The organism is Paraburkholderia agricolaris (assembly GCF_009455635.1).
GTDB lineage: Bacteria > Pseudomonadota > Gammaproteobacteria > Burkholderiales > Burkholderiaceae > Paraburkholderia > Paraburkholderia agricolaris.
On sequence record NZ_QPER01000001.1, the window covers coordinates 3,487,738 to 3,501,312 of the forward strand.

The following is a 13,575-nucleotide window of genomic DNA, read 5'->3' on the forward strand; positions in this document are numbered from 1 at the left end:
TTGCGGCGCGAATGCGATCATCGGATGTGTTGCAGGTGACAGGCCCTTTAAAACACCGAGCGATCACAAAGTGAGGTCGGTCAGACGGAAGATTGTTATGGGTCAGCTAGCCGCCAATGGCCCCTCGGTCATGGCCTTGAGCAACGCGGCCTTGCCTTCGATCGCCGTGCCCAGCAAGGCGAAGCCCAACGGCCGCTCGGTGGCGGCGTGCCGGCACACGGCGCGCGCGGCGTGTTTCGCGGCATCGCCGGCGGTTTCGATCGACCACGCGCCCTCGCTTTCCGGCGTCACGACGACGGCGGGACTCGCCGGCGTCTTCACGGTAATCGGCATCACCGGAAACGCGACGCGTGTCAGCTGCCCGGCCAGGGTGCGTGCAAGCGCGCGGGCGGCGTGCATGATCGGCAAGACATAAGGCTGCACCTTGCCGTCGATCGCGGCGCAGTCGCCGAGTGCGTAGATATCCGGCGCACTGGTTCGGCACCATGCATCGGTTCGAATACCCTGATCGATTTCAAGACCCGCCGCGGCGGCAAGCGCCGTGCGCGGCGCAAGGCCGACCGCCGACACGACCAGATCCGCGTCGATCGGCTCGCCTTCGGCGAACCTCAGGCGATAGCCGTCCGACAAGCGGTCGATACGATCCACACTGCGACCGGCATGAAAACGGATGCCGCCGTCGTCCAACGCGCGAGCGAAAATCTCACCCACGTCTCGCGGCAGCAGGCGAGCCAGCGGTGTCGATGCAGGATCGATCAGACTGACCGCATAACCGGCAGCCGCCAGATCGTTGGCGAACTCGCAGCCGATCAGACCCGCGCCCAGAATCGCCACTGAGCGGCACCGCGTGAGCGCCAACCTGAAGCGCGTGTAATCGCCGAGATCATTGATCGACATCACGTCGGCCGCGCCGTCGCCCGCTATTTTCAGGCGACGGGGGTCCGCGCCCGTGGCCAGCACCAGCTTGCTGTAGCCAAGCAACGCGTTATCGACAATCAGCGTGTGCTCCGCCGGCAAAATGCGCTCGACATGCTGATGCACGCGAATCCACGCGCCCAGTTGCGCGGCCATCGCGATGGCGTCGAAGCTTGCCAGCGTTTGCGGCTCTTTCTTCATCGCCAGTGCATTCGACAACATCGGCTTCGAATAGAAACTGCCGTCGTCGCGGCTGATCATCACGATCGGCACCGTGCTATCGAGCTTGCGCAATTCGCGCGCGACCGTATAGCCCGCCATGCCGGTGCCGACGATCACCACCGGCTGTCCCCTGTCCTCGTGCTGGGCGGCCGTCATGCGATCACCTGCATTTCAAAGTCGTGTTTGCCGGTCGCGCAGTCCGGGCACAACCAGTCGTCCGGCACGTCTTCCCAGCGCGTGCCCGGTGCAATACCCGCTTCCGGCAGACCCAGCGCTTCGTCATAGCGAAAGCCGCAGATCACGCATTCCCATACTTTCATGGCTTCTCTCCCGAATCACCCGTCACGCACCGCGAACTAGCGCACATAGTTCTGACCGAGACCGATCTCGGCCAGCGCCCGACGGTAGGCACCCGATGAACGGTCAGCAAGAATCGGCGCTTCCGCCGCGCGGTCGATCGGCAAATCTTCCGGGCATTGCAGCTCGACAATCGCGCGATCTTCTTCGAACACCTGACGATTGAATGCGTAGACATCCTCGAGCGGCAAATCCTTATCGAAGTTGCGCACGATCGGCACGAACAGACGCGTCTTGCGCGCGGACACCGGGCTCGCGGCATTCAGGATCGACAGACGGCCGTTTTCAGGGAAATGTACGGTCAGGCACGCAAAGAACGGCACATCCACGTCGAAGAAACGGCGCCACAGATAGCCCTCCGGCGCACGATGCTGCATCGACTTCGGGAAGTTGCTGACCGTGCTCACGTACTCCGCGTGCATGCCGCGTTCGCGCCGCTCGACCGAGTACTGCGGCACCACCGGGTTGTGCCGGTCGGCGAAACTATCGTGATGAATCCACGCGAAATGCGCGACGTCGATAAAACCTTCGGTCTGGCGTCCCGCCGAGGCGTTGATATCGATCGAGGGCGGCAGGATCTGTTGGAAGTCGGGGTCGTCCCAGCTGGGAAACGCGGGCAAGGCTTCGGTGCCGCCGCCCAGCGAGACCCACACGAGACCGTAGGCTTCCTGCGTCGCATACGTGACGAGCTTCAGGCGATCGGGAATCGGGCCGTCCGTTTGCGACGGAATGTGCTTGCACTTGCCGTCGCTACCGTACGAGAGGCCGTGATACGGGCACACGATGTTGCCGTTGTCGACCCATCCCTGGCTGAGCGGCGCGCCGCGATGCGGACAGACGTCGCGTGCGCTCACCAGTTGGCCGTTCGAGCGGAACACGACCAGCGGCTCGTCGAGCAGCGTCACGCTGATGGGTTTGTCGGCCACCTCGGCGGCGAACGCCACCGGATGCCAGTAGCGGCTGAGAATTTCCCAGTCGCGGCTATCGAAGGTGCAATTGCGGGGTAAAGCGGGGGACCGTTGGAAGGTCAGCGGCGTAGTGGCAGCAACAGCGGTGGCGGAACTCATACGTGTCTCCAAAACCTGTGGGGTTCGTCGCGCTCATGTGGTGTCCTGAGCGCGTGGAGAGAACGATAGCGGGATGAGGTCCGCCGACCCATCCCCTGAAGTGCATCTAGTCTATGTACGAAAATGCATAGGGTGCCGCCGCACCGCCGGATCCGCGCCCGCTGAAACGCTTATGACGCGCGCGGCAATGCGGCTTCGATAAACACGGCGCACAGCGCTTCCATGCCCTTCGCGTCTTCAGCGTCGAAGCGCGCGACAACCGGGCTGTCGACATCCCATACGCCGATCAGCGTGCCGTCCGGCGCGACCAGCGGCACGACGATTTCCGATTGCGATGCCGAATCGCAGGCGATATGGCCGGGGAATTCATGCACGTCGCGCACCACTTGCGTCTGACGGGTTTGCGCCGCCGTGCCGCACACGCCCTTGCCGAGCGCGATGCGTACGCAAGCGGGCTTGCCCTGGAACGGCCCGACCACCAGTTCGCGGCCGTCATGGAAATAAAAGCCGGCCCAGTTCAGATCGCTGAGGGAATGGAACACGAACGCGGAGAAATTCGCGGCGTTGGCGATCCAGTCGGTTTCGCCGGCGAGCAGCGCGCGCGCCTGGGCAACCAGTTCTTCGTATTGCGCGGCTTTGGGCAGATGCGAGGCGGAGGAGATTTCGAACATGACGGCGTCCGTGATGAGAGCGGAAAGAGAAACGGCAAGGCGTGCAGTGTAAAGCAAGCCGCCGTTTCCTTCACGGCGCGCCGTGCCCGGCATGCCGCCCTCTTTCCGTCCGCACTACGTGCGCGCTGATGGCGCTATCCGGACGTTAGCGCCGTAGACAACGTCAAACGTGAAGCCTTATTCGACGCCGATGATCACGCTCGACGCCTTGAAGATCGCCGTCGCTGCTTTGCCGCTTGCGAGGCCGAGACGATCGACGCTTTCATTGGTGATGATCGCGGCGATCTGCGCGCCGCCGGCGTTAATGGTCACTTCCGAATTCACGGCGCCTTTGGTGACAGCCGACACGGTACCGGCGATGCAGTTGCGGGCCGACACCTGGCTCTTCGTCACGTCGACCATTACGATCACCGACGATGCCTTAACGAGTGCGAACGCTTTCTTGCCGGCGGCAAGGCCGAGCGAGGTTGCGCTGCCGTGCGTGATGATCGCGACGATCTCGAGGCCGCCCTGGGTGCGCAGCGTGACCTCATCGTTTACCGCGCCGTGTTTGACTTCGGCGACTTCGCCGGCGAATTGATTGCGTGCGCTGGTTTGCATATTGTTCTCCTGGTTGAGGTGCCTCGGGAAAAGACGCTCCGAGGCAAAATGGATCGAATGTAACGAAACGCTCTGCCTGAATGACGGCTAGTGCTTGATATGCGGTATTACACAGCCGTGATGGACGATTCTGACGATTCGAACCTCAATGAAACCACATAACCGTTGTGTAAATACACTCACAACGCTGCAACGGCGCCGGCATTCACCGCCCGGCCCGGCGTGCGACACCGTATCATCGTGCCCTCGGACCCATATCGTCGAACCCTATGCCCGTCGTCGTCCTGCCCCGCTTTGCCGCACGCTTTGCACAACGCTTTAGCGAACGCCTCGCCACCCGGTTCCGGTTGCCGCAGCCCCGCCGCGCCGCCACGTTATGCGTTGCTCTTGCAGCCGCCGCCAGCTTCGCCGCCTGCAGCAATCCGTCGCCAACGCGCGACGCCCACGCGAACGTCGACACGATCACGCTGTTCCCGATCGCCAACTACGACCAGAACGTCGACCACTGGCTGGAGCCGGACAGCCCCGGCTACGACCGGCCGTTCCTGAGCCCCGCGGATCAGCAGGCGCACTTCAGTGCGCTCTACGCGCGCTATTTCGGCACCGGCACGAGCGCAGCGTCGCCGTGGAATTCCGCCTATGTGGCGATGCGCGTCTACCGTCAGCAAGGCGCGGATATTGTCGCGCTGCAGCAGCGCCGCATCGGCAAGTTCGACAACACTGGCAAAAGCGGCGCGGCGCTCGGCTACGGCGAGAATTTCCGGCCGCATGACAAGGCGTGGATCGACGCCATCGCGCAAAACATGGCCGTCGACCAGTTCACCCAGCAGGCCGCTTACACGCCCGAACGCCGCGCGATCGCCACCGGCAACCTGCTGGTGCGCGAACTGCCGACCATGGACCCGTCGTTCTACGACCGCCACCTGGCCGGCGAAGGCTATCCGTTCGACAACCTGCAGATCTCGGCAGTACGCCCCGGCACGCCGCTGTACGTGCTGGGCACCAGCGCAGATGGCGCGTGGCGCTACGTGCAGACGCCCGACGTGCAAGGCTGGGTGCGCAGCGACGGCGTCGCCCTGACCGACGATCGCTTCGTCGATACATGGCGCGCCGCCACCGCTAAGTCGCTGGGGGCGGTCACGGTCGCCTCGGCAGCGGTGCGCGACAGCCGCGGCGTGTTCCGCTTCGACGCACCCGCCGGCACGCTGCTGCCGCTCGTGTCGGATAGCACCGCACGACCGGCAACCCAGGCAAGTGAAACGGCCGACGCAGCCGCCGACGCTACCGCCTCCGTCAAACTCCTGGTTCCGGTCCGCGATGCGGACGGTCAGGCGATCATTCGCACCGCTCAACTGAGCGACGCGCAGATCGCCCCCATGCCGCTCGCCGCCACTCCGCGACATCTGGCGATGCTGATGAAAACGCTGATCGGGCGACCGTACGGCTGGGGCAATAGCGGCTTCTACAACGACTGTTCGTCGGAACTGCAAAGTATCTTCGCGACGTTCGGGGTGTGGCTGCCGCGTCATTCGTCAACCCAAATGAGCGCGGGACGCATGATCGATCTGTCCGCGTCGACGCCGGCGCAACGGCTCGATTACCTCGCCCAGCATGGCGAACCGTTGCGCACGCTGATCTACATCGGCGGCCATGTGATGCTGTATATCGGCAATACGACCCGCAACGGCATCGCGGTGCCGGTGGTCTACCAGGACGTATGGGGCTTGCGTCCGGCCGACAACAGCCGGCGCGCGGTGATCGGCGGCTCGGTGATCCTGCCGCTGCTCGAACACATCCCGGAAGACGCGACGTTGCAGTCGCTCGCGGCAACCCCGACGTTCCAGATTACGATTCTCGGCGCGCCCGGCGGTGCAACGTCGACACCATCGGCACCAGCAACTCCGGACGACGACAACCCGGCCGGTTGAAATAACACCGGAAAAGGACGGCGCGGCCGATTGAACCTGCATGGCACTCACGCGCCGCATGGCGACGCGCATAGCCGCATCGCACCATGCCCCGCCCCGCGCCGCCGCACGGGCGTGCTTAAAAATATTTTTTCCGGGGTGTCGATTCAAAGGCCATGCACTCGTCGTAACGTTGAAGGCCTCGCTCACGCAGCCTGTCTTTCAACTCACGAACCTGTTACTTCAAGGAGTCGCCGTCATGTCCAGTGCCGCTGTCAAACCGATCCCGGACGGGATGCATTCGCTGACCCCGTATCTGATTTGCGCCAACGCCGCAGACGCCATCAAGTTCTACGCCAAGGCTTTCAACGCCGTCGAGCAATTCTCGATGCCCGGACCGGGCGGCAAAGTGATGCACGCCTGCCTGAAGATCGGCGACTCCATGCTGATGCTGACCGACGAATGGCCCGACCACAACGCGCTCGGCCCGAACTCGCTGAAAGGCACGCCGGTCACGATTCATCACTACGTCGAAGATGTCGACGCCAGTTTCAAGCAGGCTGTCGACGCCGGCGCGACCGTCGTCATGCCGGTAGCCGACATGTTCTGGGGCGACCGCTACGGTCAGTTGAAGGACCCGTTCGGCCACAGCTGGTCGCTCGCCACGCACAAGCGCGATCTGAGCCCGGAAGAGATTCAGAAGAATATGCAGGCGATGGGATCGGAATGCGGCCCGCAATAAGCCGGGTCCCGTCCACCAGCGACATTGCGCTGGTCGCACAGGCGTGTCGGGGCGGCCAGCGCAATCTTTGATAGGATCGGTCTCGACCTCCAAACGGCGAGACATGAACGGTGCGCGTCAACCATCAGGCTTTCTTCTGCTCGCTGTTTGTCGCGCGTCTCGCCGATCAGGTGCTGCTGTTTCTCGTCCCGCTCGTCGTGTTTCAGACGACGCACCAGGTATCGTGGTCAGGTCTCGCGTTCTTTATCGAAACGCTGCCACGCTACCTGGTCTTTCCCTTCTTCGGCGCGTTATGCGACCGCATCTCGCCTCTGCGGCTGATGCGGATCAGTCAGACCGTGCGGGCCTTCGTGTGTTTTGGCGGCGTGCTGGCCTACGTGCTGTTTGGCGGCATCGGCTGGCTGATCGCGTTGTCCGCGTTGTGCGGCGTGCTCACGAGCCAGGGGCTGGTCGCACGCGAAGTGATGTTGCCGCAAATTTTCAGCACGCAGCAATTCCAGCGCGTGCTTGCCTACTCGCAATTGGCCGACCAGTTGGGTTTTGTGCTCGGCCCGATGCTGGCCGCGCTGCTGCTTGGCTTGTGGCGCTGGGAATGGGTGGTTGGCGCAACCGGCGTGCTGTTTCTGCTGGCCGACGCGGCGCTGCTGCTGTGGGCGCGCGCCAGCGGTTTCCGCGCAGGCGTTCCGCCGCCCGCTGAACCGGGTCATTGGACGATGCCACTGCGCATCGCGTTGCGCCATGTACTGCTGCGCCCCGGCCTGAAGAAAGTCGTGCTGCTCGCCGCCGCCGAGAATCTGGTGATCGGCGTGACCCTCGCGACCTCCGCCGCGATGGTGACCGGCATCCACGCACAATCGAACCGGTACTATGCGGGCCTGCAAACGGCCGGCGCCGTGGCCACCGTGCTGATTCTGTTGACGATCGCGCGTAACGCCTGGCCGGCGCGAACACTCGGCCTGATCGCCTTCATTTCAATCTGTGCCGGCGGGGTGATCGCGGGCGCCAGTGCGGCGCCTTGGGGGTATGCAGTCGGCTTTCTGTTGATCGTCGGCTTCGACAAGATGTTCAATGTCTACATCCGCAGTGCGCGGCAGAAAATCATTCCACCCGAGGACTACGGCAAGACGACTGGCGTGGTGATCCTGTTGAACAACATGACACAACCGCTCGCCGGTTTGCTGGTCGGCGTATTTTCGGCACGGGCACAAACGGGCCTGCTGATCGTGGCGCTCTCGGTAGCGATGGGCTGCATCGGCGCGACGGTGTCGATCGGCTCCGCGCTGTCGCGACGCAGGCGCGCGCTGGCGCTTGGGGAATAACGCAGCGCACTCCGCGCCCGAAGGCCGTCACTAATCCTGCGTCTTCGCAGCACCCCTATCGGCCGGAGATTTAATCGGCGCGAGTTTCAAACGAGTCAATTCGCATTGGACAATCACTCGCCCCGCATAACCAAGCACAATTCATGCATCAATAAAAATAAAAAATATTCAAATTTATTAGAAAAAACTACCTGAATTAGGTATTTCCCCGAATCCATGCGCAGAAACATTTTCCCAATTCGCTCACTTACCCGCCTCACCCAACAAGGCCTATACGCGGCCTTCCAAATTAATCATCCAATGCAATAATTTGTATTACCGATAAAGTCTGGTGTAGACTAAATTTCATCAAATACGACAATCCTTGCATAAGGTAATACAGCGCTCTGTAATGTCCATTGAATTGATCCACTATCCGGCCGGTGCGCTTTCAAACTGCCCATGCAATTGAAAATCAGCGTCCCGCTGGCTTGCGAGGTCTCATGATGAAACAAAAACTGCTGTCGTCCAGCCTCATCGTTGCCTTGATATTCGGCTTGCCTCTACAGCTTGCACGCGCCGCCACCTATTCGAACGGCACCGCTGTCACCACTTTTAATGTCACGCTGACTTTGAACGCCAACTGCTCGATCAGCGCCAATCCGTTGAACTTCGGCAGCAACGGTGTGCTCGGCACTGCGATCAACCAGCAAACCACGGTCGCTGTAACCTGCACCAACACCACGCCTTACAACGTCGGGCTCGACGCCGGCACCGTCACCGGCTCCACCGTGACGAGCCGCTTAATGGCCGGCACGGCCACCGGCAATACCGCCACCACAGTCGGCTTCCAGCTGTATCAGGATGCCGGCCACACGACCCTATGGGGCAACACGCAGGGCACCAACACAGCCAGCGGCACCGGTACCGGCTCGGCGCAATCGATTGTCGTGTACGGCCAGGTGCCGGCGCAGACCACCCCAAAACCTGACACCTATCAGACCACCATTACCGCGACGGTCTACTTTTGAGACGATCGGTAAGGACGTGCCTGGTGAGCCCATGCGTCGCAAGCGCCATGGGCGCGCCTCTACGGCTCCTGACAGCAGGTGCATTCGCGTGGTGTCTGACGGCGCCCCTTGCGCAAGCCGCGACGCTGCAAATTTCGCCGGTGATGGTCGATATGTCCGCTGACGCCAACGCCACGGGTATCACGCTGAAGAACCCCGGTGAGAAACCGCTGTTCGGCCAGGTGCGCGTATTCCGCTGGGATCAGGCAAGCGGCGAAGACACGCTCACGCCCACTCAGGATCTGGTGGCAAGCCCACCGCTGATCCAAATCGCCGCGCATGCCGATCAACTGGTGCGGCTAGTGCGTACCCGTGCGCAGCCGTCGGCCGCCGAGCAGGGCTATCGCGTGCTGATCGACGAGTTACCCGAACCCGATGCCGCGCCCACCAGCGGCGTAACGATCCGCCTGCGCTACTCGGTTCCGGTGTTCGTCGAACCGTCCGTCGATATCGGTCAACCGAAACTGTCCTGGCATCTGTCGCGTGACGCGCAAGGCTGGATGCTGCGGGTCGACAACACAGGCAAAAAGCGCGCGCAGATCGCCGCCGTGCAATTGATCGACAACACAGGCAACGTCTACGTCATCAACAAAGGACTGCTTGGCTACGCGTTGGCCGGTCGCGAACGGCACTGGCCAGTCACCTTGCCGGACAACGCCGCTCAGAACGCTCCGCTGAAGGTGCACGCCGCGGTCAACTCGCTGCCGGCCGAAGCGACGGTGAACGTCGAGTAAGCCCGCGCGGACACAAGGGCCGACACGGATGCAGACCTTGGGCACGCGCGACTGGCCATGATCGTATCCGGGTCGATGGGAACGGACACGCTGCCCCGCCACGCAATCGATGAGAATGACACGACGGCGAAAACGTCATGGATGGAGACTGCAGATCATTTTGCTTGCAGCAACGCTGACCATGCTGAGCCCAACTCAGGCCGGTGCGCAGGTGCCGCGGCGGGTCGCCAGAACGGGCGTCGATGCGTCGGGCGTCGATACGTCGGGCGGCGCGGGCGTCAGTCCCGTCGTCAACATGGGCGCCGATCCGGGCACGGCTACAGGCTCGAACGCCACGTCGGCGTCCGGCCAGGCCACCACCGCCCAACCCGCGGCGACGAAGTCTGCGCGGGACGTCACCGCGGGCCGTGATCTGTATCTGGAAGTCATGCTCAACGGCCAGCGTACCGGGTTGATCGCGCACTTTCGCGAAGTCGGCGGCCGGCTCAGTGCAACGGGCAAAGACTTGAGCGAAATCGGCGTCGCCACCGACAAGCTCGGCGCCGCCGATACCGCCTCGCTCGAACTCGACCGGATCCCGGGTCTGCACTACGAGTACGACGCCGCGCGCCAGACCATCGACCTCAAGGTGCCCGACGCGATCCGCAAGCCGTACACGTTCGACACGCGCGAGTTGACGCAAACGCCTAACGCCGCCGCGTCGCGCGGCTTTCTGCTCAACTACGACGCGTTTGCACAAACCAACACCAATGCGCAGCTCGCACTGTGGAGCGAAGAACGCTACTTCGACCCGACCGGCGTGTTGAGCAGTACCGGCATTGCGTATCTGTACCGCGACCTCCATCGCTATGTGCGCTACGACACGTCGTGGAGCACCTCGAATCCCACTTCGCTCAGCACCACGCAGATCGGCGACACCATTTCATCATCGCTCGACTGGAGCCGTTCGATCCGTATCGGCGGTTTTCAGTGGCGCAGCAACTTCGCGCTGCGGCCCGACCTCGTGACGTTTCCGGTGCCGGCATTGTCAGGCACCGCGGTCGTGCCCTCCGCCGTGGATCTGTATATCAACAACGTGCGGCAATACAGCGGCAACGTACCGAGCGGGCCGTTCATCGTCAACAACGTGCCCGGCATCACCGGTGCGGGCGAAGCCACCGTCATTACGCACGACGCGCTTGGCCGCACGATTTCGACTTCGCTGCCGCTCTACGTCGATACACGCATGCTGGCCGCGGGTCTGTCGAGCTATTCGTTCGAAGCCGGCTTCCTGCGCCGCGCCTATGGCATCGATTCGTTTTCCTACGACCCTCGCCCGGCGCTCAGCGCCACCGCGCGACGCGGCATGAGCGACACGCTGACACTCGAAGGCCATGCGGAAGCCACCGGCGGCCTCGTCAACGCGGGAGCCGGTGCGCTGGTACGGATGGGCATGGCCGGCGTGATCAACGGCTCATTGTCCGCGAGCGCCGGCAAGCTGAACGGTACCCAGGTCGGTCTCGGCTATCAGTTGATCGAACCGCACTTCTCGATCGATGCGCAGACGCTGCGCGCCTACGGCAACTACGGCGACCTGGCCGCGCGCGACGGCACGCCGGTGCCGACCGCCACCGACCGCGTGACGCTGGCGCTCCCTTTCTTCAGCCGCCAGACGGTATCGCTCAGCTACATCGGCTATCGCTTTCCTGGCATTCCCGCCTCGCGGATCGGCTCTCTGTCGTACACATTGAATTTCGGCAGTCTGGCCTCGCTCACGCTCAGCACGTACAAGGACTTCTTGCAGCACAACGCGCAAGGCGTGTTTCTGACCATGAGCTTCGGTCTCGGCAACAACACTGCGATCAACGCGAGTGTCGGCCGCCAGAACGGCCAGTCGACCTACAACCTCAATGCGCAGCGGCCACCCGACTACGCCGGCGGCTGGGGTTGGGGTGTTCAGGCAGGCGGCTCGGGCGCGGTGCCGTACCGCCAGGCGCAGGTGCAGTATCTCGGCAACTACGGCGAAGTGACCGCGCTTGCGCAGGACATCGACCAGCACGCGAACGCCTCGCTCGACCTGACCGGCGCAATCGTGCTGATGGACCACAGCGTCCAGCCGGCTCGGCGGATCGACGACGGCTTCGCGCTGGTATCCACCGACGGTATCCCGGGTGTGCCGGTGCTGCATGAAAACCGCGTGATCGGCGCGACCGACCGCAACGGCCATCTGCTGATACCGGACCTGAACGCGTACCAGCACAACCAGGTCGCGATCGACAGCATGAATTTGCCCGCCGACGCGCGCATCGCCACGACTTCGATGGATCTAGTGCCGGAATCGCGCGCAGGCGTGCTCGCGAACTTCCGCGTGTCGCGCTACAGCGCCGCCTCGCTGATTCTGCGGAGTGCCGACGGCAAGCTGCTGCCACCTGGTACGCACGTGCATCACGTCGAAAGTGGGGGCGATACAATCGTCGGCTACGACGGTCTGACCTTCGTCGAGAATCTGCAGCGCGACAACCATCTCGACGTCGACACCGGCGCCATGCGTTGCCGCGTCGAATTCACGTACCAGCGCCCGGCGGACGGCTCGTTGCCGACGCTTGGCCCACTGACCTGCCGCGGCACCGCAGCGGGCACGGCGGCGGCGCAATGAAGCGGCCCCTGGCGCTCCTGCTTGTGGTGTTGTGCATGCTGCTCGGCGCGCTGCCGCAGCGTGCGAGTGCGCAGACCTGTACGGCGAGCGCCTCGGCGCTCAGCTTCGGCAACATCAGTCCGATCGCATTGAGCGCCGTGTCCGCGACCGGCACCGCCACCGTTTCGTGCACCTGGCCGGTGATTACGCTAACCCCGAGCGTGCAGGTGTGCCTGAATCAGGGCGGCGCGACGCCGCGCTATCTGGGGAGCGGCAGTAGCCAGTTGCTCTATGGGCTCTATCAGGACGCGGCACATTCGATCCCGTGGGGATCCACGGTACTCGGCACGACCCCCATTTCGATGATCCTCAATAAACCGTTGGTCGGCAATACCGCGACGGCGTCGGTGAATTTTTACGGACAGGTCACCGCCAATCAGGCGACGGTGCCGACCATCGGCAACGCCAGCACCGTCTATTCGCAGACCTTAAGCCAGACTTCACTGACGTATGGATTCTTTTTGCTTGTCGCGCCGGGTTGCGCCGCGCTGACCACGAACGGCGGGAGCTTCGGTTTTACGGCCAACGCAACGGTGGTGAACGACTGCCAGATCAGCGCGACGAATATCGCCTTCACCGCAAGCGGCGTCTTGAGTTCGGCATTGAACGCGACCGGCTCGATCACCGCGCGCTGCACCAATGGCGACGCTTTCCGGATTGCGCTGAACGGCGGTTCGAGCGGAAATGTAGCGGCGCGCCAGATGCAGCGCGCGGGCGGCGGAGGTACCGTGAACTACCAGCTATATACCGATGCCGGCCACGCGAGTGCATGGGGAGACGGCACGGCGGGCACCACGATGCCCACGGGTACCGGCACCGGCAATGCGGTATCGATCACCGTGTACGGCATCGTACCGGCCCAGGCGACGCCGATACCGGGCAACTACAGCGACACGATTACCGCGACGATCAGCTTCTGATTTTTTGCCTTGATACGTGCCGGCCGGGCAATCGCGCGGGCGAGGGACGAATCGATCAGGAACGAATTCTAGAAATTGATCATCCAGACCGTTCGCTGGGCGTCGTGGGTGGCGACAAATTCCACCGGCCGCGCCTGATCCCGCCCGGTTTCGCCCGGCGCCGCAGGATCCAATGCGGCTTGGGATATCTGGAACGGTGCCCCGTGCAGACAGGCAACCGCCGGTTGATTGGCAACGGTAATCGCCGCATCCACCGACTGGATGACGCAGGTTTCCTGCACGGTCAGGCTCACCGGAATCGAGGCAAGCCCCGATGGCCATGCTGTTGAGGCTGGCGAAAGCAGCAGGATTGCCACTGACGTGGCGGCTATGTTGCGGGGCATCATGATGGTCCGGGA

The 13,575-nt window shown here is 63.1% G+C and carries 13 protein-coding genes; 7 read left to right on the top strand and 6 right to left on the bottom strand.

Annotated elements, in window-relative coordinates; genetic code table 11:
- Positions 1–102: 102 nt before the first annotated feature.
- The 5 genes from GH665_RS15365 to GH665_RS15385 all read right to left on the bottom strand — a co-directional run bounded on the left by GH665_RS15365 (position 103) and on the right by GH665_RS15385 (position 3,832).
- Entirely contained in the window at positions 103–1,293 is a 1,191-nt protein-coding gene (locus tag GH665_RS15365) for an NAD(P)/FAD-dependent oxidoreductase (RefSeq protein ID WP_153136559.1), read from the bottom strand.
- On the bottom strand, positions 1,290–1,457 hold the full coding sequence (locus tag GH665_RS15370) for a rubredoxin (protein WP_093639504.1): 168 nt from the start codon (positions 1,455–1,457) through the stop codon (positions 1,290–1,292). Before GH665_RS15370 ends, GH665_RS15365 begins: the two co-directional genes overlap by 4 nt.
- Before the next feature lie 36 nt (positions 1,458–1,493).
- Complete coding sequence (locus GH665_RS15375; RefSeq protein WP_153136560.1) at positions 1,494–2,561, bottom strand: aromatic ring-hydroxylating oxygenase subunit alpha; 1,068 nt, start codon at positions 2,559–2,561, stop codon at positions 1,494–1,496.
- 170 nt (positions 2,562–2,731) lie between these two features.
- Complete coding sequence (locus GH665_RS15380) at positions 2,732–3,232, bottom strand: GAF domain-containing protein (RefSeq protein WP_030102920.1); 501 nt, start codon at positions 3,230–3,232, stop codon at positions 2,732–2,734.
- Positions 3,233–3,409: 177 nt separating this feature from the next.
- Positions 3,410–3,832, bottom strand: a complete 423-nt coding sequence (locus GH665_RS15385; protein WP_153136561.1) for a TOBE domain-containing protein — start codon at positions 3,830–3,832, stop codon at positions 3,410–3,412.
- A 269-nt stretch (positions 3,833–4,101) separates the two neighbouring features.
- Here GH665_RS15385 and GH665_RS15390 point away from each other — a divergent pair, with 269 nt between their 5' ends.
- From GH665_RS15390 to GH665_RS15420, 7 genes are all read left to right on the top strand, one after another.
- Positions 4,102–5,760, top strand: a complete 1,659-nt coding sequence (locus tag GH665_RS15390; protein WP_153136562.1) for an SH3 domain-containing C40 family peptidase — start codon at positions 4,102–4,104, stop codon at positions 5,758–5,760.
- A 238-nt stretch (positions 5,761–5,998) separates the two neighbouring features.
- Entirely contained in the window at positions 5,999–6,481 is a 483-nt protein-coding gene (locus GH665_RS15395) for a VOC family protein (RefSeq protein WP_153136563.1), read from the top strand.
- A gap of 110 nt (positions 6,482–6,591) precedes the next feature.
- Positions 6,592–7,800, top strand: coding sequence for an MFS transporter (locus tag GH665_RS15400; RefSeq protein ID WP_153136564.1), 1,209 nt, complete (start codon positions 6,592–6,594; stop codon positions 7,798–7,800).
- Between the two features lie 485 nt (positions 7,801–8,285).
- The gene (locus GH665_RS15405) at positions 8,286–8,810 is read left to right on the top strand and encodes a Csu type fimbrial protein (RefSeq protein WP_102857473.1); all 525 of its coding nucleotides are present in this window, start codon (positions 8,286–8,288) and stop codon (positions 8,808–8,810) included.
- Positions 8,811–8,878: 68 nt separating this feature from the next.
- Complete coding sequence (locus GH665_RS15410) at positions 8,879–9,583, top strand: fimbrial biogenesis chaperone (RefSeq protein ID WP_425496050.1); 705 nt, start codon at positions 8,879–8,881, stop codon at positions 9,581–9,583.
- A 109-nt stretch (positions 9,584–9,692) separates the two neighbouring features.
- Entirely contained in the window at positions 9,693–12,218 is a 2,526-nt protein-coding gene (locus tag GH665_RS15415) for a fimbria/pilus outer membrane usher protein (RefSeq protein ID WP_425496038.1), read from the top strand.
- Positions 12,215–13,177 carry a Csu type fimbrial protein gene (locus GH665_RS15420; RefSeq protein ID WP_153136566.1) on the top strand — a complete coding sequence of 321 codons (963 nt, stop codon included), beginning with the start codon at positions 12,215–12,217 and terminating at the stop codon, positions 13,175–13,177. The genes GH665_RS15415 and GH665_RS15420 overlap by 4 nt, the downstream gene beginning before the upstream one ends.
- A gap of 68 nt (positions 13,178–13,245) precedes the next feature.
- On the opposite strand, the gene GH665_RS15425 is transcribed toward GH665_RS15420, so the two are convergent.
- The gene (locus GH665_RS15425; RefSeq protein WP_153136567.1) at positions 13,246–13,533 is read right to left on the bottom strand and encodes a hypothetical protein; all 288 of its coding nucleotides are present in this window, start codon (positions 13,531–13,533) and stop codon (positions 13,246–13,248) included.
- Positions 13,534–13,575: the final 42 nt, after the last annotated feature.